At 66.9% G+C, this 21,905-nt stretch carries 19 protein-coding genes; 11 read left to right on the top strand and 8 right to left on the bottom strand.

Annotated features, from left to right (window positions below; genetic code table 11):
* Positions 1-98: 98 nt before the first annotated feature.
* Positions 99-2,369, bottom strand: a complete 2,271-nt coding sequence (locus AC5YGJ_RS16790; RefSeq protein WP_249842357.1) for a TonB-dependent receptor — start codon at positions 2,367-2,369, stop codon at positions 99-101.
* A 158-nt stretch (positions 2,370-2,527) separates the two neighbouring features.
* On the opposite strand from AC5YGJ_RS16790, the gene AC5YGJ_RS16785 reads away from it, so the two are divergent.
* Both AC5YGJ_RS16785 and AC5YGJ_RS16780 read left to right on the top strand, forming a co-directional pair.
* Entirely contained in the window at positions 2,528-3,547 is a 1,020-nt protein-coding gene (locus AC5YGJ_RS16785; RefSeq protein ID WP_496187186.1) for a TIGR00266 family protein, read from the top strand.
* A gap of 145 nt (positions 3,548-3,692) precedes the next feature.
* Entirely contained in the window at positions 3,693-4,685 is a 993-nt protein-coding gene (locus tag AC5YGJ_RS16780) for a patatin-like phospholipase family protein (RefSeq protein WP_309340490.1), read from the top strand.
* 39 nt (positions 4,686-4,724) lie between these two features.
* Here AC5YGJ_RS16780 and AC5YGJ_RS16775 read toward each other — a convergent pair whose 3' ends face one another.
* Complete coding sequence (locus AC5YGJ_RS16775) at positions 4,725-5,210, bottom strand: Lrp/AsnC family transcriptional regulator (protein WP_014035441.1); 486 nt, start codon at positions 5,208-5,210, stop codon at positions 4,725-4,727.
* Positions 5,211-5,335: 125 nt separating this feature from the next.
* Here AC5YGJ_RS16775 and phhA point away from each other — a divergent pair, with 125 nt between their 5' ends.
* Positions 5,336-6,229, top strand: a complete 894-nt coding sequence (gene phhA, locus AC5YGJ_RS16770) for a phenylalanine 4-monooxygenase (RefSeq protein WP_249842359.1) — start codon at positions 5,336-5,338, stop codon at positions 6,227-6,229.
* 106 nt (positions 6,230-6,335) lie between these two features.
* Here phhA and AC5YGJ_RS16765 read toward each other — a convergent pair whose 3' ends face one another.
* Positions 6,336-7,391, bottom strand: coding sequence for a LacI family DNA-binding transcriptional regulator (locus tag AC5YGJ_RS16765; RefSeq protein WP_249842360.1), 1,056 nt, complete (start codon positions 7,389-7,391; stop codon positions 6,336-6,338).
* Positions 7,392-7,630: 239 nt separating this feature from the next.
* Between AC5YGJ_RS16765 and AC5YGJ_RS16760 the strand changes: the two genes are divergently transcribed.
* The 4 genes from AC5YGJ_RS16760 to AC5YGJ_RS16745 all read left to right on the top strand — a co-directional run bounded on the left by AC5YGJ_RS16760 (position 7,631) and on the right by AC5YGJ_RS16745 (position 10,650).
* Positions 7,631-8,221, top strand: a complete 591-nt coding sequence (locus AC5YGJ_RS16760) for a cysteine dioxygenase family protein (protein WP_107231334.1) — start codon at positions 7,631-7,633, stop codon at positions 8,219-8,221.
* 116 nt (positions 8,222-8,337) lie between these two features.
* Positions 8,338-8,976 carry a bifunctional 4-hydroxy-2-oxoglutarate aldolase/2-dehydro-3-deoxy-phosphogluconate aldolase gene (gene eda, locus AC5YGJ_RS16755; RefSeq protein ID WP_249842361.1) on the top strand — a complete coding sequence of 213 codons (639 nt, stop codon included), beginning with the start codon at positions 8,338-8,340 and terminating at the stop codon, positions 8,974-8,976.
* Between the two features lie 95 nt (positions 8,977-9,071).
* Positions 9,072-10,100: an alcohol dehydrogenase AdhP gene (gene adhP / locus AC5YGJ_RS16750; protein WP_496187185.1), complete on the top strand. Its 1,029-nt coding sequence runs from the start codon at positions 9,072-9,074 to the stop codon at positions 10,098-10,100.
* Positions 10,101-10,257: 157 nt separating this feature from the next.
* On the top strand, positions 10,258-10,650 hold the full coding sequence (locus AC5YGJ_RS16745; RefSeq protein WP_249842363.1) for a hypothetical protein: 393 nt from the start codon (positions 10,258-10,260) through the stop codon (positions 10,648-10,650).
* Positions 10,651-10,721: 71 nt separating this feature from the next.
* Here the strand turns inward: AC5YGJ_RS16745 and ligD are convergent, their stop codons facing one another.
* The 3 genes from ligD to AC5YGJ_RS16730 form a co-directional block, all read right to left on the bottom strand.
* Complete coding sequence (gene ligD / locus AC5YGJ_RS16740; protein ID WP_496187184.1) at positions 10,722-13,202, bottom strand: DNA ligase D; 2,481 nt, start codon at positions 13,200-13,202, stop codon at positions 10,722-10,724.
* A 3-nt stretch (positions 13,203-13,205) separates the two neighbouring features.
* The gene (gene ku / locus AC5YGJ_RS16735; protein ID WP_249842365.1) at positions 13,206-14,111 is read right to left on the bottom strand and encodes a non-homologous end joining protein Ku; all 906 of its coding nucleotides are present in this window, start codon (positions 14,109-14,111) and stop codon (positions 13,206-13,208) included.
* A 166-nt stretch (positions 14,112-14,277) separates the two neighbouring features.
* Positions 14,278-14,676, bottom strand: coding sequence for a hypothetical protein (locus tag AC5YGJ_RS16730; RefSeq protein ID WP_249842366.1), 399 nt, complete (start codon positions 14,674-14,676; stop codon positions 14,278-14,280).
* 146 nt (positions 14,677-14,822) lie between these two features.
* Between AC5YGJ_RS16730 and AC5YGJ_RS16725 the strand changes: the two genes are divergently transcribed.
* On the top strand, positions 14,823-15,167 hold the full coding sequence (locus AC5YGJ_RS16725; RefSeq protein ID WP_249842367.1) for a hypothetical protein: 345 nt from the start codon (positions 14,823-14,825) through the stop codon (positions 15,165-15,167).
* Positions 15,168-15,267: 100 nt separating this feature from the next.
* Here AC5YGJ_RS16725 and AC5YGJ_RS16720 read toward each other — a convergent pair whose 3' ends face one another.
* Entirely contained in the window at positions 15,268-17,358 is a 2,091-nt protein-coding gene (locus AC5YGJ_RS16720; protein WP_496187183.1) for a TonB-dependent receptor family protein, read from the bottom strand.
* Positions 17,359-17,529: 171 nt separating this feature from the next.
* Here AC5YGJ_RS16720 and AC5YGJ_RS16715 point away from each other — a divergent pair, with 171 nt between their 5' ends.
* From AC5YGJ_RS16715 to AC5YGJ_RS16705, 3 genes are all read left to right on the top strand, one after another.
* Entirely contained in the window at positions 17,530-18,732 is a 1,203-nt protein-coding gene (locus AC5YGJ_RS16715; RefSeq protein ID WP_496187182.1) for an amino acid aminotransferase, read from the top strand.
* 265 nt (positions 18,733-18,997) lie between these two features.
* Entirely contained in the window at positions 18,998-20,014 is a 1,017-nt protein-coding gene (locus AC5YGJ_RS16710) for a class 1 fructose-bisphosphatase (protein WP_107231325.1), read from the top strand.
* A 108-nt stretch (positions 20,015-20,122) separates the two neighbouring features.
* The gene (locus tag AC5YGJ_RS16705; RefSeq protein WP_496187181.1) at positions 20,123-20,833 is read left to right on the top strand and encodes a 2OG-Fe(II) oxygenase; all 711 of its coding nucleotides are present in this window, start codon (positions 20,123-20,125) and stop codon (positions 20,831-20,833) included.
* Between the two features lie 102 nt (positions 20,834-20,935).
* Here AC5YGJ_RS16705 and AC5YGJ_RS16700 read toward each other — a convergent pair whose 3' ends face one another.
* Positions 20,936-21,547: a hypothetical protein gene (locus AC5YGJ_RS16700; protein WP_496187180.1), complete on the bottom strand. Its 612-nt coding sequence runs from the start codon at positions 21,545-21,547 to the stop codon at positions 20,936-20,938.
* Positions 21,548-21,905: the final 358 nt, after the last annotated feature.

Raw genomic sequence — 21,905 nt, 5'->3', positions numbered from 1 at the left:
CAGAGCAGCCGAGCGCAGGCTCGGCTCTACAGGAAGCAGGAAACAGAAGGGCCGGCAGTGCGCCGGCCCTTCTTCATTGCATCAATGCAGCAACCGCATCAGAACTTTGCGGTGAACTCCACGCCCCAGGTACGCGGCTCGTTGAGGAAGCCGGTCAGGTTGTTGAAGTCGATCGCACCGACCACGCGGGTCTGGTTGGTCAGGTTGCGGCCGAACACGGCCACGTCGTACTGGCCGTAATCCCAGTTGTAGCCCAGGCGCAGGCCGCCTTCCAGCGAACTACGGCCGCGGAATTCCGGCGACTCGTAGATGAAGAAGTTCACCGCACTGCGGTAGGCCCAGTCGGTGTAGGCATACAGCTCGCTGCCGTCGCTGAGCGGGAAGCCCACGCGCAGGGTCGCGTTGTGGATCCACTTCGGTGCCTGCGGCAACGGGTTGCCGTTGACCAGCGCATAGGTCTGGCCGTTGATCACCGTGGTCGGGTCGGTGATGGTGCAGCCACCGCCGCAGATCGCCACCGCCAGGTTCTTGTCCTTGATCTCGGTGTCGTTGTAGCTGCTGCCGAAGGTCAGCAGCACGTTGTCGGCCAGGTAGGCCTCCAGGTCCAGCTCCACGCCCTGGCCGATGGTCTTGTCGGCATTGAGCAGGGTGGCGGTGTTGTTGGCGCCGCCCACGGCGATCAGCTGCTGGCCATCGACGTCGTAGCGGAACACGCTCAGGCCCAGGCGTGCACGACGCTCGAACAGGTCGGCCTTGATGCCGGCTTCATACGAGATCACCTTCTCCGAATCGGCCTGCGACAGGCCCGGCGCGAAGGCCAGGCGACCCTGGATCGACGGCGCGCGGAAGCCCTTGGCAACACGGGCATAGGCGTTGATGTCGTCGGTCAGCTTGTACACGCCGCTGAGATCCCAGCTGACGTCGTTGACGTCGGTGTTGGCCAGGTACGGGCCGCTGACCGGGGTGCCGAACGGAACGGCCTGCAGCACGCTGGCGCTGAAGTCCTTCTTGTCCTGGGTGTAGCGCACGCCGGCGCGCAGCTTGAAGCGGTCGGTGACATCGAAGTCGCCCGAAGCGAACACTGCCCAGGCCTTGTTGCGCTGGTTCTGCACCACGTGCCCGGTCTGCGGGTTGCCCGGGGTCAGCGAGTCATAGTTGAAGTTGTTGATGGTCACGTCTTCATCGAAGTAGAAGACGCCGGCCTGCCAGTCGAAGCGGCCCCATTCGTTGGACTCGATGCGCACTTCCTGCGTCCACTGGCGGTGGTGCGGCAGGCCGTCGGCCGACTCGGACGAGAACGGAATCAGGCCCGGGCCGTAGTTGCCGGCACCGAGGAAGGCCGCACCGTAGCCACCGTCGATGTCACCACGGTTGAGCGATTCGGCGGTCTCGTAGCCGGTGATCGAATGCAGGGTGACCGAGCCGAGGTTCCACTGCAGGCGCGCGCTGCCGCCCCAGGTTTCCAGGTCGGAGAAGTTGACGCCGTCGTTGGCGACCTTGTCGCGGTCGAAGTTCTCGACCAGCGAATTGCCACCCTTCTCGATGATGTTGGCGCGGAACAGGCGTGCGGTGCCGTTGAGCTTGCGCTTGTGCAGGTTGAACAGCGCTTCGAAATCGTCGCCCTCGTACAGGAACTGCACGCGGCCGGCGGCTTCGTCATAGCCTTCGAAGCCACTGTTGGGCGCGCCGACGCGGGTGTTGTCGACCCAGTCGTCGCGGCGCTGGTAGATCGCCGAGACACGTGCCGACCAGCGATCGGTCAGCGGACCGCCATAGGCGCCCTGCACGTTCCAGCTGTTGTAGCTGCCGTAGCCCACGCGCACGTAGCCATCGGCGTCCTGCGACGGGCGCGCCGAATCGAACTTGACCACGCCGGCCGGGGTGTTGCGGCCGAACAGCGTGCCCTGCGGGCCGCGCAGCACTTCCACGTTGGCCAGGTCGAACAGCGGGAAGCCCTTCAGCAGCGGGCTTTCCTGCACCACGTCGTCATACACCAGCGACACCGGCTGCGAAGCATTGAGGTCGAAATCGGTGTTGCCCAGGCCGCGGATGTAGAAGCGCGGGAAGGCACGGCCGTAGGACGACTCGATGTTGAGGCTGGGCACGCGCGCGGCCAGGAAGCGGATGTCATCGCCGGCCGAGCCGAGCACATCCAGCTTCTCGCCCTGGATCGCGCTCAGTGCGACCGGTACGTCCTTGGCGTTCTCGACGCGGCGCTGCGCGGTCACCTGCAGGGCATCGAGGGCAACCGGATCCTTGGCGGCAGGGGTTTCCTGGGCGGCTGCTACCAGCGGCAGCAGGGCGGAAAGAGCGGCAACGAGGGGGCGCGCGACCGGAAATCGGCCACGGGAAGTGCGGGTCGGAGACATGGCGGTAGGCTGTGTTTGGAGGGGTGGTAAAACGGCGCTACCAGATAATTGTTGCAATACAGCACCTGCGCCGCAAATGCCGGCCGTTCATGGCGCCGTCGCCCGCGCCCCCGGCGGCTCGCTAGACTCGGGGTTTCCACCGCGACGGACCCGCCGCCATGACCCAGTGGTACTTCCATGCCTCCGCCCAGGCCGAACGCATCGGCCCGCTTGATGACCAGGCTGCACGCCGCTACGCGCAGGCCAATCCGCGCGCCCTGGCCTGGTGCCAGGGCATGAGCGGGTGGGCACCGATCGCCGAGGTGGCCGAGCTGCAGTCGCCCGCCACGGGCATGCCCAACACCCCGCCCCCGGTCCCGGCAGCGAGCAGCGGACGGGCCGACGACATCGAATTCCGCATCGTCGGCCATGAGATGCAGTTCGTGGAAATCGAGCTGGACCCGGGCGAAAGTGCGGTGGCCGAGGCCGGCGCACTGATGTTCAAGGACGCTTCGGTGCAGATGGACACCGTGTTCGGCGACGGCTCGCACAGCGGCCAGGGCGGCGGCTTCATGGGCAAGGTGATGGCCGCCGGCAAGCGCGTGCTGACCGGCGAGAGCCTGTTCGCCACGCTGTACACCCATACCGGCCAGGGCAAGGCCAAGGTCGCCTTTGCCGCCCCCTACCCCGGCACCGTGCTGGCCATGAAGCTGGACCAGCATGGCGGCCGCCTGGTCTGCCAGAAGGACAGCTTCCTGGCCGGCGCACGCGGCGTGCAGATCGGCGTGCAGTTCCAGCGCAAGATCATGACCGGCCTGTTCGGCGGCGAGGGCTTCATCATGCAGAAGCTGGAGGGCGACGGCTGGGTGTTCATCCACGCCGGTGGCTGCGTGGTCGAGCGCGAACTGGCCGCCGGCGAGCGCCTGGACGTTGATACCGGCTGCGTGGTGGCCTACCACCCGACTGTGGACATGGACGTACGCCGGGTGGCCGGTATCAAGAGCATGCTGTTCGGCGGCGAAGGCGTGTTCCTGGCCACGCTGACCGGGCCCGGCAAGGTCTGGCTGCAATCGCTGCCGTTCTCGCGCCTGGCCGGCCGCATGTGGATGGCCGCGCCGCAGGGCGGCGGCCAGAGCCGTGGCGAAGGCTCGGTGCTGGGCGGAATCGGCCGCATCCTGGACGGTGACAACCGGTTCTGAGCCACTCGCTCGCTGGGTGCCGACCCAGGTCGGCACCTACCACCGCGTTTTCCTGAATGGGCGGGGCTCCCCACCCTGCCCGGCCCGCCGTGGCTTCGGTATGCTGGCGCCCTTTCCCGAGCCCGGCGCCGTGAGCGCACTGCCGATGAGCCTGTTCCACCCCCGCATGCTGCTGTCCGTCGCCCTGATCGGCCTGCTGGCCGGGTGCGGTGGCGATCCGGTGCGCCCCACGCCACCGCCGGCGCCGACGGTCGTGCCGCAGGCCAAGCCGGTGAAGATCGGTATCGCCCTCGGTGGCGGCGCAGCCAAGGGCTTTGCCCACATCGGCGTGATCAAGATGCTCGAGGCCAACGGCTTCGAACCGGTGGTGGTATCGGGCACCAGCGCCGGCAGCGTGGTCGGCGCCCTGTATGCCAGCGGCATGGACGCGTTCCAGATGCAGAGCAGAGCAGTGGCGCTGGACGAAGCCAGCATCCGCGACGTGCGCCTGTTCTCCGGCGGCCTGGTGCAGGGCCAGAAGCTGCAGGATTACGTCAACGAGCAGGTCGCCAACCGCCCGGCCGAGCGCCTGAAGAAGCCGTTCGCCGCCGTCGCCACCCAGCTGGAAACCGGCGAGCGCGCGATCTTCGTGCGCGGCAACGTCGGCCAGGCCGTGCGCGCCTCGAGCAGCATTCCCGGCGTGTTCGAACCGGTGAAGATCGGCGGCCGCAACTACATCGATGGCGGCGTGGTCAGCCCGGTGCCGGTGGATGCCGCGCGCCAGCTCGGCGCCGACTTCGTGATCGCCGTGGACATCTCCAGCAAGGCCAGCGGCAAGGCACCGACCGGCATGCTCGGCATCGTCAACCAGTCGATCTCGATCATGGGCCAGCGCCTGGGCGAACAGGAACTGGCGCGCGCCGACATCGTGATCCGGCCGAAGGTGCTGGACATCGGTGCCGCCGATTTCAGCCAGCGTGGTACCGCGATCCTGGAAGGCGAGAAAGCCGCGATGGCGGCGATGCCGCAGATCCGCGCCAAGATCCAGCAGCTGCAGAAGGCACGCGCCGCCGCCGCTGCCCCGGCTCCGGTGGTCGCACCGAAGTGCGAGGAAGCCTCGCGCCTGGGCAAGCTGATGGGCCGCAAGGACAAGTGCTGATCCGTTGATGCCTGGCCCCCGGCAGCGCCCGGGGGTCGCTCAGGGCTCCAGCTGCGACAGCGGCAGCGCCTGGAAGCCTTTCACGGTGCGCAGCACGAAGCTGGAATTGGCATCGGCCACGCCGCCGGCGTTGAGCAGCCGGTCCAGCAGGAAGTGCGAGAAGTGCTCCAGGTCACGCACGTACACGTGCAGCAGGTAGTCCATGTCGCCGGTCAGGGCGTGGCAGGCCACCACCTCGTCCCAGCCCTGCACGCTATCCACGAAGTGGCCGATGGCGGCCTGGTCGTGCTTCTCCAGCTGCACGCGCACGAAGGCCTGCAGGCCCAGGCGCAGCTGGCGTGGCTCCAGGCGCGCGCCATAGCCGACGATCACGCCTTCGCTTTCCAGGCGCTGCAGGCGGCGCAGGCAGGCCGAGGGCGAAAGATTCACCCGCGCCGCCAGTTCGGCGTTGGTGGCGCGCCCATCCCGCTGGATTTCAGCCAGCAGGCGTATATCCGTGCGATCGAACTGGACTTCTCCGGCCATTGTTGCCCCGCAACATGGTGAGTACGCAAGGATATTGCGCCAACAAGGCCAATCGACGCAACTTTTGCAACCCTGTTGCGCGCCGCCTGCCCTAGCATCGTGGGTATCCCGTCAAGGAGCTTCCCATGGACCTCGCCCAGCCCCGCCGCGTCGAACACCAGCAGACCGACAAGGGCTACGTGCCGGTGTACACCACCGCGCTCGTCGAGCAACCGTGGGAGACCTACAGCGCCGACGACCACGCCACCTGGAGCACGCTGTACCAGCGCCAGCGCGAGCTGCTGGTCGGCCGCGCCTGCCAGGAGTTCCTGGACGCGCAGGACGAGATGGGCATGAGCGCGCACATGATTCCGCGCTTCGACCAGCTCAACGAAGTGCTCGGTGCCGCCACCGGCTGGACCCTGGTCGGCGTCGAAGGCCTGCTGCCGGAACTGGATTTCTTCGACCACCTGGCCAACCGCCGTTTCCCGGTGACCTGGTGGATCCGTCGCCCGGACCAGATCGACTACATCGCCGAACCGGACCTGTTCCACGACCTGTTCGGCCATGTGCCGCTGCTGATGAACCCGGTGTTCGCCGACTACATGGAGGCGTACGGCCGTGGCGGCGTCAAAGCCCACGCCATCGGCCCGGATGCACTGCAGAACCTGACCCGCCTGTACTGGTACACGGTCGAGTTCGGCCTGATCGACACGCCCGACGGCCTGCGCATCTACGGTGCCGGCATCGTGTCGTCGAAGGGCGAATCGCTGTACTCGCTGGAATCGGCCGCGCCCAACCGCATCGGCTTCGACCTGCAGCGCATCATGCGCACCCGGTACCGCATCGACACCTTCCAGAAGACCTACTTCGTCATCGACAGCTTCGAACAGCTGATGCAGGCGACCTCGCCGGACTTCACCCCGATCTACGCCGCACTGGCCGACCAGGCGCATCTGCCGGCCGGTGACGTGCAGGCCGACGACCGCGTGTTCCAGACGGGCACCGGCGAAGGCTGGGCCGACGGCGGCGACGTGTAAGCGCGCAGCACACACCACTTCGCACGGAAAACGGCGCACCCGGGTGCGCCGTTTTCGTTGATGCCGTCCGTGCACCGCACCTGTGGCGCAGGCAAGGGCAGGGCACTCAGGCGTCCACCGCCCGGCAGGAACCGCGCACCATCAACTGCGGATGCACGCTGGCTGCGGTCGGCGCATCCGGCAGGTCGGTCTGCACCAGCATCGCTGCGGCCATGCGGCCGATGTCGGACACGTGGCGCCGCACCGAGGTCAGCGGTGGCCACAGCCGCGAGGCCAGCGGACTGTCGTCATAGCTGACGATCGACAGCTGCTGCGGCACCGCGATGCCCGCACGCAGCGCCACCTGGTACACACCGGCGGCCATCTCGTCGTTGCCGGCGAAGATCGCGCTGGGCCGGCCTTCGCCGAGCAGCAGGCGTTCGGCCGCATGCACACCCGATTCGAAGGTGTCACCGGCCTCCAGCACGCGCTCGCCGGGCAGGGTGAGGCCGGTCTGCGCCAGACGGTCTAGGAAACCATCGGTGCGCTCACGCGCCGCGCGCCGGTCGCCCGGCCCGGCAATCACCGCAATGTCACGGTGGCCAAGCGAGAGCAGGTAACCGGCCGCCGCCGCCGCACCGTCGCGGTCGTGGGTGACCACCGCCTGCACATCATCATCGGAGGCATGCGCGTTGATGCGCACGTAGCGGCAATCGATGTCATCGAGCATCTGCGCCAGCGCGGCCGATTCGGACGCGCGCGGCCCCAGGATCACGCCGTGCAGCTTCTGCTGCTGCACGAAACGGCGCACGCCCTGCGGGCATTCCGGATCCTGGCTGTCGCAGGGATGCACCACCAGCTCATAGCCAGTGCCGCGCAGCGCTTCCAGCGCGCCGTGCTGCAGGTCGACGATGCATTGCGCGCCGGGGTCGTCATACACCAGGCCGATCAGGAAGGAGCGGCGGAATGCGAGTCCGCGCGCCAGCGGGTCGGGCACGTAACCGACCTCTCGCATCAACGCCTCGACCTTGTCGCGGGTGTCCTTGCGCACCAGCGGCGAGTTGTTGATGATCCTTGAAACCGTTTTCTTGGACACTCCCGACAGTCGTGCGATGTCGTTGATCGTGGCAGCCTTGCCCTTCGATGCCGGCAACGCGGCATCGCTAATAATTCGCACTGACATGTATAGAACCAGGTAAGTCGGAAAATTCTAGCCTTGCGCCCGCGGGCGCGACGTTGCGGAATGTCGCAGTGGACGGGGATCGCGTTCCGTTCGACCCGCTTCTACTGCAAGGAGTTCCATTGTGACGCTCGACTGTCTTCGCATCTGAACCGTTTTTCACGCGGGCTTGTCATGCAAGCCAGCACGACACACGCATCCACACCCACATTCCCTTAACCAGGCTCCGCTACAGTCGGGGCATGGACCTGCAGACTTCTCCGTTTCCGGCGTTCCGTGGCCGCGACCGGTTGATCGCCGCAGTCGACGCGGCGATGACCTCCGGTGACGCCGAGCGCATCACCGCCGACCTGCAGCTGGCGCTGCAGGAAGCCATAACCGATAGCCGCATCGAATTGCCCGAATGCGTGCACCGTCCGGTCAGTGATCATTACGCGCGACGTCCGCTGTACCACAGCCGCGAACACGGCTACAGCGTGATTGCCATGAGCTGGGGCCCGGGGCAGGGCACGCCGCTGCACGACCACGATGCCATGTGGTGTGTGGAGGGCGTGTGGTTGGGCGAACTGGAGATCACCCGTTACGAGCTGCTGGAATGTGCCGGCGAGCGCTGGCGATTCCGCCGCCACGCGGCGCTGCGCGGAGGCTGTGGCAGCGCCGGCAGCCTCATCCCACCGCACGAGTACCACACCCTGCGCAATGCCAGCGATCAGGCGCTGGCCATTTCGGTGCACGTGTACGAAGCGCCGATGGAGCGTTCTGCCGTGTTCGACCCGCTCGGTGGCGACTGGTACCAGCGTCGCATCCAGTCGCTGCAGGCCGACCCGGCCTGATCCAGGCCCCGGGCAGGGCGCGCGCAGCGTCTTCGCAGCGCGCGTGGCATCATGCGCCGCTGCGCTGCCGGGCCCGGCAGCCATCCGCGACGCCCTGGCGGGCAAGGAGCAAGACGATGTCCAGCGCTGATCCGCGCCTGCGCGCACTGTTGAAGCTGGCACCGGTGATCCCGGTGTACACCCCCGAAGATGTGAATGAAGCGGTCCACGTGGCCCAGGCGCTGTTCCGCGGTGGCCTGCCGGTGATCGAAGTGACCCTGCGCACGCCACAGGCGCTGGATGCGATCAAGGCCATGGTCGAGGCCGTGCCCGATGCGGTGATCGGTGCCGGCACCGTGCTCAACGCCGCGCAGATGCAGGCGGCGAAGCAGGCCGGCGCACGTTTCGCAGTGTCACCCGGTGCAACACCGACGCTGTATGCCGCCGCGCGCGATGCCGACCTGCCGTACCTGCCCGGTGCTGCCACGGCTTCGGACCTCATCCTGGGTCTGGAACACGGCACGGACACGTTCAAGTTCTTCCCGGCGGTGCAGGCCGGCGGTGCCGCGCTGCTGGCCGCCTGGCACGGCCCGTTCGCCGAGGTGCGCTTCTGCCCGACCGGTGGCATCAGCGCACAGACCGCACCGCAGTTCCTGCACCTGCCCAACGTGCTGTGCGTGGGCGGTTCGTGGCTGACCACGCCGGCGCTGCTGCAGACCCGCGACTGGGATGCCATTGAACGCCTGGCCCGTGAAGCGTCGGTGCTGGCCAGCTGAATCCCGGCATCGATCGTCGATAGTTTGATCGTGATCAAAGCGCCGGCCTCGAGCCGGCGTCATTCTGTGGGCAAGCGCACTACGGAGATCCGAACATGCATTCCACCATGAAGGCCGCCGTCGTACGTGAGTTCGGCAAGCCACTGGTCATCGAGGAAGTCGCGGTACCACGCCCGGGGGCGGGCGAGGTGCTGGTCAAGATCGAGGCCTGTGGCGTCTGCCACACCGACCTGCACGCCGCCGAGGGCGACTGGCCGGTGAAACCGAACCCGCCATTCATCCCCGGCCACGAGGGCGTGGGGCACGTCGTGGCCGTGGGAGGCGGGGTAGGGCACGTCAAGGAAGGCGACAGGGTCGGCATCCCCTGGTTGTACTCGGCCTGTGGCCATTGCGAACACTGCCTGGGTGGCTGGGAAACGCTGTGCGAGACACAGCGCAACACCGGCTACTCGGTCAACGGCGGCTTCGCCGAGTACGCACTGGCCGATGCCAACTATGTCGGCCTGCTTCCGAAGGACGTGGGCTTCGTCGAGATCGCACCGGTGCTGTGTGCCGGCGTGACCGTCTACAAGGGGCTGAAGGTCACCGACACCAAGCCCGGTGACTGGGTGGCGATCTCCGGTATCGGCGGCCTGGGCCACATGGCGGTGCAATACGCCCGCGCGATGGGCCTGAACGTGGCCGCAGTGGACGTGGACGACAGCAAGCTGGCGCTGGCGCGGCAGCTCGGTGCACAGGTCACCGTCAACGCGCGCACCACCGATCCGGCCGCGTTCCTGAAGAAGGAAATCGGCGGCGCACACGGCGCGCTGGTCACCGCGGTGTCACCGAAAGCGTTCGAACAGGCGCTGGGCATGGTCCGCCGCGGCGGCACCGTGTCGCTCAACGGGCTGCCGCCGGGCAACTTCCCCCTGGACATCTTCAGCATGGTGCTCAACGGCATCACCGTGCGCGGCTCGATCGTCGGCACCCGGCTGGACCTGCAGGAATCGCTGCAGTTCGCCGCCGAAGGCAAGGTCGCCGCCACGGTCAGCACCGCCCGCCTGGAGAGCATCAACGACGTGTTCGCGCGCATGCATGCGGGCACCATCGAAGGCCGCGTGGTGCTCGACTTCGCCGCCTGACCGTCTGTGCATGGCCGCCGTCGTTCCGTATCCCTCTCCCACGGGCACGGCGGCCATGCCGATCCACCGGGTCGGATCCCATCGGCCCCTGTCCGATGGGCTCTGACCCATTGCAACCGGACGGCACGACCGCATCGCACCGCCGTACAATGCGCGCATGCCCGGCCTGCTCAAGACCCTGTTCCTGTCCGTCGTCGCCCTGATCGGCGGCGTGCTGTCGCTGGCGCTGGTCAGCAGCGTTGCCAGCTGGCTGCCGCCGCTGCTGGGAATGGCGCCGCACAACAACAGCGTGCAACTGGGCTGGGACCTGGCGTTCAGCGTACTCGGTGGCATCGCCGGTATTTCCTTCGCCACCTACTACGCGCCATGCTGGCCACGTTCGCACGGCTTCTCGATCTGGTCGCTGATCGCGCTGGGCTGCGCCTACGCCGTGTGGAGCGCAGGCGCCGATTTCCCGCTGTGGTTCGTCATTTCGCTGCTGGTGTCGCTGCCGGTGCAGTTGCTGTTGGGCTGGTGGTTCGGCCGCCGCGCCTCGCGCGATCCGCGCTGAGCGCATACTGGTAGTGCCGACCGCTGGCCGGGAACCTTTGCCACCCTGCAGTTGCCGGCCAGCGGCCGGCACTACCGCTTCAGCGTCGGCAGCGACTGCTTCAAGCGCTCGATGCCCTGCCACGGATTTCCCTTCAATCGCTTCGCCCGCGCCAGTGCCTTTGCCATCGGAAACGCGTCAGCCGCGCTGACGCGCGCCAGTTCCTCCCAGCGCAGCGGTACGGCCACACCTGCGGAGTCACGCGCACGCAGCGACCATGAACACACGCTGGTCGCGCCGCGCGTGTTGCGCAGCCAGTCAATGAAGATGACGCCGCCACGCTTGGCCTTGCTCATCGTCGCCACGTAGCGGTCCGGTTGTTCCAGCGCCATGGCCTGGGCGAAGGCCTCGCAGAATGCCTTGGCCTGCTCCCAGTCCGCCTTCGGCTGCAGCGGCACCACCACATGCACGCCCTTGCCGCCGGACAGCCGCAGAAAGCTCTCCAGCCCGACCTTCAACAGCCGGTCACGCACATCGCGTGCCCCTGCTTTCACCTGCGCCCAGCTCACGCCTTCACCCGGATCAAGATCGAACACCAGCCGGTCCGGATGCTCGGGATCGGCCACGGTGGCGCCCCATGGATGCAGCTCCAGCACATTCATCTGCACCAGCTGCAACAGCCCGCGCGCATCGTCGATATAGACGTAGTCCTCGCGGCCGCTCTTCTGCTGCAGCGGTATCGCATGCACCGCATCACCCAGGCCGGGGCCGTGGTGCTTCTGGAAGAAGCACGCCTTGCCCACGCCGTCCGGGCAGCGCAGCAGCGACAATGGCCTGCCCGCGATCTCCGGCAGGATCCAGCGCGCCATGCGAAGGTAGTAATCGGCCACATCGCCCTTGCTCGCCTTCTGCCTTGGAAACACGATGCGTTCGGGGTGGGTGATCTGCACGTCGTCACCGGCTTGCGTGTTGGCTGTACTCACATCCAGATCCTCCATCTGCTTGTCGCTGCGCAGCCGCTTGAAGCTGGCCTGGCGCAGCAGGCCTTCCTTGCCCCAGCCTCGGAAGGCCACCTCGGCCACCGTCACCGGCTTCACCCAGCGCACGCTGGCAGCGCGGAAGGGGACATGCGCAGGCAGTTCCAGCACCGGCGTCTTCACCGCCAGCGGCCGCAATGCATGAAGCACCGTGCGCAGGCTCTGATCGTCGAAGCCGGTACCGACGCGGCCCACATAGCGCAGCCCGCCCTTGTCCGGCGCCGCCAGCAGCAGCGAGCCGAATCCCACCCGTGAGCCCTTGGGTGCGGTATGGCCGACAATCACGAACTCATCGGCATCTTCGTGCTTCACCTTCACCCAGCTGCGCGCACGCACGTTGACGTATGGCGCATCCACCTGCTTGCTGACGATGCCCTCGAAGCCGGCATCGCCACTGGCCTCGAACACCTGCGGGCCGTGGTCGATCACATGTTCGCTGAAGGCCAGCGTGCCCGGCGCAGACCCGATGAGTGCCTTCAGCAGCGCCTTGCGTTCCAGCAACGGTGCGCGGCTGATATCGACCCCCGCAACACCTGGCAGATCGAACACGATGTAGCGCAGCGGTTGCTTGGAGCTGCCATCGATCACCCGCTGCAACGCGGAGAAGTCGCTGCGCCCTTGTGCATCCAGTACCACCAGCTCGCCATCCAGGCGTGCGTCACCTACCGGCAGCGCCTTCAGCGCCTGCACCACCTCAGGGAAGTCAGTGGTCCAGTCCAGACCATTGCGTGAGCGCAGCTTCACCTCACCGTCGTGCAGATCGGCCAACAGACGATAGCCGTCCCACTTGATCTCGTGCAGCCAGCGATCGCCGTCCGGCGCGGTGTCGCGGTGGTCGGTCAGCTGTGGCTTGAAGTCGTGTGGGTACGGTGTGTCGCGCGCACCCTCCAGTCGCAGTGCGCGGGCATGCCAACGGCCATCGGCCTTGCGGCTGCGCCTGGCCGGGGCAGCGCGCGCCGCCTTCTTCGCGGAGCGCTTTTGTTCCGCCGTTGCACGCTTCGGCACCGGGCCTTCCAGCAGATCATCGGCCTCCGCATCGCGCGCGTCATCGTCGTCGCGCTTGATCAGCAGCCACTGGACCTGGCGTCCCTTCATTGTCGTTCGCACCAGCTTCCAGCCACCGGCCAGCCGTCGCCCATGCAGCACGAAGTCGATCTTGCCTGCCGCCAGCGCCGCCAGCGGATCACCCTCGCAGGCCCAGGTGCCCTGGTCGAACACCTCGACATGTCCCGCACCGTAGTGACCTTCAGGGATGTCGCCCTCGAAGGCGGCGTAGGACAGCGGATGGTCTTCCACTTCCACCGCCAGCCGCTTCTCACCCGCCCGCAGCGAAGGGCCTTTCGGCACCGCCCAGCTTTTCAGCACACCATCCATTTCGAGGCGGAAATCGTAGTGGCGCGAGCTGGCATGGTGCAGCTGGATGACGAAGGTCGGCCGCCGCTTCGGATCTCCCTGGGCGGGGGTGTCGTCAGGCTCCGGCGTCTGCCCGGTACCTCCGCCGAGGCGACGCTTGCGTCGGTACTGGTGCAGCGACATCACTCAGCCTGCCTTGCGCCGCGCGGTCTTCTTGGCGGCCTTCTTGACGGCCTTCTTTGCCACCTTCTTCGCCGGTGCCTTGCGGCTCGCATTCTTCTTCGCCGGTGTGCGCGTGTTGGCATCCAGGCTCTTCTGCAGCAGCGCCATGAAATCAACCACGTTGGTGGCCGCATCTTCATGTGGCGCCGGCTCCTCTTCCACCCGGGTGGTGCCTCCTTTGGACTTGATCCGCTTGTTCAACACCTTGTGCAGGCGCTCGCGGAACTCATCGTGATACTGCGTCGGATCCCAATCACCGGCCATCGACTCGACCAGCTGCGCGGCCATCGCTGTTTCCTTGCTGGTGATACGGTAGTCTGACAGCTTGCCAGTGGGCAGCTTGTAGTCCTCCGGATCCACCAGTTCCTGCGGATAGCGCAGGATCATGAGCACCAGCGCGTCTGCCTGCGGCATCACCGCGCACAGGTACTCACGCGTACGCACCACCACCCGCGCAATGCCGACCTTGCCGGTACTGCGCAGCGTTTCGCGCAACAGCACGTAGCCTTTTTCGGCTTTCCTGGCGGGCACCAGCAGATACGGCTTCTCGTAGTAGCGCGGGTCGATCTGCGCCGCATCCACGAATGATTCCACCTCCACGGCCTCGTGGCTCTCTGGAGCCGCCGAGCGGATGTCACCTTCCTCCAGCACGACATAGCTGCCCTTGTCGTACTCGTAGGCCTTGACGATGTCCTTCCAGGGCACTTCCTCGCCCGTATCGGCGTTGACCCGCTCGAAGCGGATCGGTTTGCGGTCACGTGAATCAAGCATGCGGAACTGCAGATCGACCTTGCGTTCGCCGGACATCAACGACACCGGCACATTGAGCAGGCCGAAGGACAGTGTGCCGGTCCAGATCGGGCGGGCCATGGGAACACCTGTGACGGGGCAGGGGACGCCCAGCTTCAATCCGGCGATGTAAACCACCCGTGTCGGTGCCGTGCAGGTGGCTTCTACGGAAAACAGTAGTGTCGGCCGCTGCCCGGCTGAGGCTCGCGGCCTGAAGTTTCCCGGGGTTGCCGGCCAGCAGCCGGCACTACTGCAGCAGCGGCCTCACCGCCGCAGCCGGAATATGGTCCAGCGCGCGCCAGGCGTCTTCCACCACCGGTCGCGCCTGCGACCAGCTCAACCGTGACTGCCCGCGCATCTGTTCCCAGTGTTCGGCCAGCTCCTCGCAGGTATCGGCCGCGTCACCGCGTGGCCAGTCGGCGGCGTGGGTGGTCAGCGCGAAGGCATAGACCGGGCACAGGTCGCGCCAGTTGCGATGGTTCTGACCGCGGCGCTCCTCGTAATCGCTCAGCATGTACTGCAGGTAGTCCTGCGCCACCGCCTGCGGGTCTTCCTGGCGACGTGCCCGGCGCTGCGCGGTGCGCTGGCCAAGCGGGTCGAGCAGGGCGTTGAACACGGACGGTGCGGGTCGCTCAAGACGGGGCATGGCCGGCTCCTGCAGTGGGGGCGGGTGGGCAGGAATACGCGCGGTGCCGTTACCGGGGGGTGAGCGAGATGTTCATGACGCCAGGTTCGCATCGGCTTTACCTGCCCGGCGCTGTAGTGGGAGTCCCCAGCGCAGGTAGCCAGACCATGAGCCGAGAGACCTCCCGCGACCCGCTGCGCGCGAACCATCCGCCGATTCCCGGCGAGCAGCGTGGCAAGCACGATGCAGACAACGCCGATTACCGCGGCACCGGCGCGCCGTTCTTTGACGCCGCACAGGGCGGCGAACATCTGCCGGTGAAGCGCCAGGCTGAACAGGCGGCGCAGGACCGCAAGGACGGCGGTGACCGCCATCGCGGCGGCCAGGAAAGCCCGCTCAGGCGCCGCGAGCGCAAGCAGCACGCCAGCGACAACCAGGACGAGGCGCTGGAGGAGACCTTCCCGGCCAGCGACCCCACCTCGCCGTTCGTGCCGGCCAAGGCCCCCGATTGACGGGTCGCCTGCTGACATCCTGCACGGCGCGATGCCGGCCAGCGGCCGGCACGACCCGTCGGTCAGGAGACCTTCCCGGCCAACAGCCGGCGCTACCGCTTCATCGCCACGACCATTGCACACCCACGCTGGCGCGCCGCCCCGGCCCCGGCTCGTAGTAGCGGCCATTGCCATCGTTGACGATCACCGAGCCGATGTAGGCCTGGTCCAGCACGTTCTCCAGCCGCGCGAAGGCGCGCAGTTCTCCGCCCGGCAGCGCCCAGCGGCGCCCGCCTTCCAGGTGCAGCAGGGCGAAGCCCGGCGCGCGCTCGCTGGCCCCATCGTTGACCACGGTATCGCTGCTGGCGGTGGCCTCCAGCGCCCACTGCCAGTCGGCCGGCGTCCATTGCAGGCGGGCAAAGGCCTGCTGTCGGGGCACGCCCGGCAGGCGGCTGCCCGCAGTCACCGTGCTGTTCGCGGTCAGATACGGTGAGCGCACCTGTGCCTGCAGCCAGGTCCAGGCCAGCTGCAGTTCCAGCTGCTCGGCCAGCGCCTGCCGGTACTGCAGTTCCACGCCCTGGCGGCGGGTGCGGCCGATGTTGCGATAGGTGCTGCGACCACCGATGTTGCTGGCAACGGCCAGCTCGTTGTCGGTATCTGCACGGAACACGCTGATATCCAGCTGCGTTCCGTTCTGTGCATGCCATTTGCTGCCGACCTCGACGCTGCGGCTGCGGGCGGCGGCCAGATCCAGTGCCAGCCCGGCGTGCCCGTCAGCGCGATAGCCCAGTTCGTTGAAGGTGGGGGTCTCGAAGCCGCGACCGACTGCGGCGTGCAGCCGCCACTGCGGGCTGGCCTCGAAGCTGATGCCCGCCACCGGCGTGGTGGCCTGGTAGCGGCGGCGGCCACTGTCATCCGGGTTGCGCCCGGTGATGTAGCGGTCATCCGATTGGAATCGCACAGTGCTGTGGCGTACGCCCGCCAGCAGCGACCAGCGCGGGCTCCACTGCCACCAGGCCTGCGCGAACTGATCCAGGTTCTGCACGGTATCGATCTGGTCGCGACGCAGGCGTCCTCGCACGCCCAGCGTGCTGCCCACGAAGTTCTCGTAGCCGGTGCGATGCTGGCGCTGGCGGTCGGCGCTGAGCCCGGCCACCAGGTCCAGCGGCCGCCCGCCCACGTCGCCGTGCCAGCCCCATCGCGCGTCCAGCCCGCCGTAGCCGGCGTCCAGATCGATCACCCCGCCGGCATGCAGCGGGTTGGCCTGCGCGGTCGGCGGGATCGGCAGGTACTGGCTCACCGCGCGCTGGCCGGCGTAGCCCATCAGCTGCCAGCGCTGCGCCCCGGCCTCGCGGGTCCAGCGCAGGCCAGCCTGCTGCTGGCGCACCGATTTGCGGGTGTTGTACTGGTGCGCGACCGACGTGGCCTGGCGCGGGTCGGCCGCCACCTGGGCACGGGTCAGGCCCAACGGGTCCTGCGCATCGGGCGCGTCCAGCGCATTGAGCAGCAGCTCCAGCCGTCCACCGCCCAGATCGCCGCCGATGCGCGCATTGAGCGATTCGCGGCGTGCACGGCTGTGATCACGCCAGCCGTCGGTACGGAAATGGCTGGCCGCGATGTTGTAGTCCAGTCCACGGCCGGCGCCCTTCAGCTGCGCGCCCACACTGAGCGTGTTGTCGGCACCGGCGTTGAGGCGCAGCCGCCAGGGATCATCGGCCTGGCCCCGTGCGCTCCACACCTGCAGCACGCCGCCGGAGGAGTTGCCGTACAGCGCGGAGAACGGCCCGCGCAGCACCTCGATGCGCTCGGCACCCAGCAGGCTGGCGTGCGACAGCTGGCCCTGGCCGTCGGGCATGGTGGCCGGCACGCCGTCGATCAGCACGCGTACCCCGCGCACGCCGAAGGTGGAGCGTGCGCCGAAGCCGCGGATCGACAGCTGGGTGTCCTGGGCGAAGTTCTGCCGGTCGCGCGCCAGCAGCCCGGGCACCCCGGTCAGTGCCTCGGGCAGCTGCGCGCCCGCCCCGGCGCGGCCGGCGTCGATCCAGACCGTGTCCTGGCTGGCCGGCAATGCGAACGGGTCGATGCCCGGCACCCGCGCCGCCTGCACCTGCACGGCGGGCAGCGCCGTGGCAGACGGTTCGGCCAGCGCCGGCCAGGGCGACAGCAGCACGGCGATCAGCGGCAGGGAGGGACGACGCGCGGCAGGATTCATGATTCAGGTTGATGGATCGGGCGGCAACGCACGCCATGGTACGGGGCCGTCGATGACGATGGCGGCGGCCAGCCCCGGCAGGCTTTGTTACGATGGGCTGTTTCCGGCCGAAAAGCCGCAGACCGCGTAGCGCACTTCCTCCCCCTTTCCGTCTACCGAACGAGTACCGCCGTGTCCTTCTTTGCAAACGTGGAACTGGTCCCAGGCGACCCGATCCTGGGCCTGACCGAGGCGTACAACGCCGACAGCCGCCCGACCAAGGTCAACCTGGGTGTGGGCATCTACTACGACGAGAGCGGCCGCATTCCGCTGCTGCGCGCCGTCAAGCAGATCGAGCAGCAGCTCGCCGCTGAAGCCAAACCGCGCGGCTACCTGCCGATCGATGGCCTGCCGGCGTACACGCAGGCCACGCGTGAGCTGGTGTTCGGCAAGGATTCGCCGCTGCTGGCCGCCGGCCGCGTCACCACCGCACAGACCGTCGGTGGCAGCGGTGCGCTGCGCGTCGGCGCCGACGTGCTGAAGAAACTGCTGCCGCACGCCACCGTCGCGCTGAGCAACCCGAGCTGGGAGAACCACCGCGCCGTGTTCAGCGCGGCCGGCTTCGAGGTGGTGGAGTACACCTACTTCGACCCGACCACCCATGGCGTCAACTTCGACGGCCTGATGGCCGACCTGGGCAAGCTGGAAGCGGGCACCGTGGTGCTGCTGCACGCCTGCTGCCACAACCCCACCGGTGCCGACCTCACGGTCACCCAGTGGAAGCAGGTCGCGCAGCTGCTGAAGGACCGCCAGCTTTTCCCCTTCATCGACATGGCCTACCAGGGCTTCGACAAGGGCATCGAGCAGGATGGCGCCGCCGTGCGCATCATCGCCGAGGCCGGCATCGACAGTTTCATCGTCGCCAACTCGTACTCCAAGTCGTTCTCGCTGTATGGCGAGCGCGTGGGTGCGCTGTCGATGGTGGCGCCGACCGCCGCAGACGCCAAGGCCGTGCAGTCGCAGGTCAAGCGCGTGATCCGCACCATCTACTCCAGCCCGTCCACCCACGGTGCCGCGCTGGTGGCCGGCGTGCTGACCAACCCGGAACTGCGCGCGATGTGGGAGCAGGAGCTGACCGAGATGCGCGAGCGCATCCACGCCCTGCGCCAGGGCCTGGTCGAGAAGCTGGCCGCGGCCGGTGCGCCGCAGTTCGGTTTCATCAACGAGCAGGCCGGCATGTTCTCCTACTCCGGCCTGAGCCGTGAGCAGGTTGAACGCCTGCGCGACGAGTTCGGCATCTACGCCGTCGGCACCGGCCGCATCTGCGTGGCCGCGCTGAACCAGAACAACCTGGAATACGTCGCCAAGGCCGTGGCCACCGTCGCCAAGGGCTGAAGCAACGCTCCAGTGGTTTGAAGACAAAGGCGCCGAAAGGCGCCTTTGTTCTGGGGTCATGGTTGCTTGTAGAGCCGAGCCCACGCTCGGCTTGCATGGCACGACGGACCAAGCGCAGCCGAGCGCGGGCTCGGCTCCACAGAAGCGGAGCACCCGCTTCTACAGCGCAGCGCATCTGGAAACGATTACGCCTCCCCGCGCTCACGCACGCGCTGGCCGGACGGGCGACAATAGGCGTTTTCCCGCTGCCGAGACCTGCCCGACCATGTCCCGTACTTCGTTGACCCGCTTCCTGATCCAGGAACAGCACGCCGGCCGCATCAACGCCGACCTGCGCCAGCTGATCGCCGTGGTCGCCCGCGCCTGCACCAGCATCTCCATCGCCGTCAGCAAAGGTGCCCTCGGCGGCGTGCTCGGCGAAGCCGGTACCGGCAACGTGCAGGGCGAAGCGCAGAAGAAGCTGGACGTGATCAGCAACGAGATCCTGCTCGAAGCCAACGCCTGGGGCGGCCACCTCGCCGCGTGTGCCTCGGAGGAAATGGACCACAGCCAGCCGGTGCCGGACATCTACCCGCGCGGCGACTTCCTGCTGCTGTTCGATCCCCTTGATGGCAGCTCCAACATCGACGTCAACGTCTCGGTGGGCACCATCTTCTCGGTGCTGCGCTGCCCGACCAACGTCGAGCTGCCGGGCGATGACGCGTTCCTGCAGCCGGGCAGCAAGCAGATTGCCGCCGGCTACTGCATCTACGGGCCCAGCACCCAGCTGGTGCTGACCGTCGGCCACGGCACCCACGCCTTCACCCTGGACCGCGAGAAGGGTGAGTTCGTGTTGACCACCGAGAACATGCAGATTCCGGCGGCCACCCAGGAATTTGCCATCAACATGTCCAACCAGCGCCACTGGGAAGCGCCGATGCAGGCCTATGTGGGCGATCTGCTGGCCGGCAAGGAAGGCGCGCGCGGCAAGAACTTCAACATGCGCTGGATCGCCAGCATGGTGGCCGACGTGCACCGCATCCTGACCCGCGGCGGCATCTTCATCTACCCGTGGGACAAGAAGGATCCGTCCAAGGCCGGCAAGCTGCGCCTGATGTACGAAGCCAACCCGATGGGCCTGCTGGTTGAACAGGCCGGCGGCGCCGCCTGGACCGGCCGCGAGCGCATTCTCGACATCCAGCCCGACCAGCTGCACCAGCGCGTGCCGGTGTTCCTCGGCTCGCGTGAGGAAGTCGCCGAAGCGGTGCGTTACCACCACGCGCACGACCAGGCGCAGGGCTGACCCACGGTTGCCCGACCGCGGTCATGGCACTTCGATGACATGACCATGGGGTGACACCGAAGGCGGCAAGCGGCACCATCAAGCCGTTGCCGCCTAAGGAATGCACGCATGCACGAGCAGGGCCCGGTCGATTTCATCGAAGTCATCCACAACGCCGTCCCCAGCGAAGTCTGCGCGGCGATCGTCGAGCGTCTGCGCGCCACGCGCGGCCTGCTGCCGGGTGCGGTAGGCAGTGGTGTGTTCCCGGAACTCAAGCACAGCAAGGATCTGCGCATCAGTGGCCTGGACGGCTGGCAGGATGTCGACCAGCAACTGCAGATCGCGGTGTTCAACGGGCTGCTGACTTATCTACGCCGTTATCCACAGGCATTGATCGCGCCGTTGATGTTGCAGATCCAGGACAGCGACGGCCAACCGCGACGCCTGTCTGCCGAGGACTTCCCCGACATGCCGCAGCAGCAGCTGGCCGATCTGGCCCGCACCTGCCTGCGCCCGGGTGCAATCAACCTGCAGTGGTATGCGGCGGGCGAGGGCGGTTATCCGTACTGGCACTGCGAGCTGTACCCGAAGGACGCGCAGGCCGAGACGCTGCACCGGCATGTGCTGTGGACGCTGTACCTCAACGACGGGTTCGAGGAGGGCGAAACCGAGTTCCTGTTCCAGGGGCGGAAGATCGCACCGCGCACCGGCAGCCTGCTGATCGCACCGACCGCGTTCACTCATACCCATCGCGGCAATCGGCCACAGGGTGGGGACAAGTTCATCGCGACGAGCTGGATCCTGTTCCAGAGTGCGCAGAAGTTGTTTGGGGGAGGGTGAGGGGCGCCGGGCACTCTGATGATCTCACCACTCACGCTGGAATCATGGAGCGGCCTCGCCAGAATCGGTGCTACCCCGCGTAGCTTCCCTGCTGTCCTGATCCTAGGGCAGCCCCCTGCCTGGAGTTCCTTCGCTGATTGATGAATTCCCCGGTGCCCGGACGCCCTCCCATGCACCCAACTGATTCAATGCTCTCCGGATGACATTCAGATCGTAGCTGAACTCCCGCGCATTGCAGTGGTCCTTCCAGCCTGCCGGGCTATCGAGATCAAAGCGTGCGTTGATGCGAACCCGCATCAGATCGTCGAACTTCTTGAGGACCTCGACGCTACCGGAAACAGCCTTTCCGTAGCATCCAGTGCTGCCAGGTCTCAAGCTGAGGCCAGTGCTGTAGACCGCCCTGCTTTCGTTACTTGGCAAATCAAGCACATCGCCTTCCACCAGATTCTGGGGAAGGATCAACGTCAGCTTCTTGTACCTTTCGTTCTCGACTTCAGGCGCTGCGTACTCACGCAAAGCCACCACCACATTGTTTCCTTCAGTAATGCGGTGGCAGGCCAGGGCAGCCTCCCTGAAGTCAGACGTATCACAACCTGCCACATCAGCATTGGCGTTGGTAACGAAGAAGGCGCTGACCTTATGGTTGCCAGGAAGCGATGCGCACGCACTGCAGGTCAGGCCTAGAACTAGCGCAGTCAACAACTTAGTTTGCACAGGTGCACTCCCCAGGAATACTTGCTCGTTCGGTGCGAATGTTTGCCTCCCTGGCCAATTTCTCGTGGCCTCTTCCAAATGCTCCGCGCAGCGCCCAGTTTGGGTGAATAAGCTCTGCAAGGCATCCAGACGCCAGCGAGGCGGTATACGTAGATCAAAGCACTGAAGATCGAGTCACGCATCCGCTTCCATGAGCGGGCCCGGCAATGAATGTGCGCATCGCCATGGACGACGTTGCCTGCCTGCGCCCAGCAACTGTCACGGCTCGCCTATGGCATCCCACTTCGCCCGTATCGTTGCGGCCGCTTGTCGGCCATGGGCAGTTGGGCGTTCCGGGAATGGAAGAACATCGGCACAC

Source organism: Stenotrophomonas sp. CS3K5, from assembly GCF_059515225.1.
This window is presented reverse-complemented; position numbering and strand designations above follow the sequence as displayed.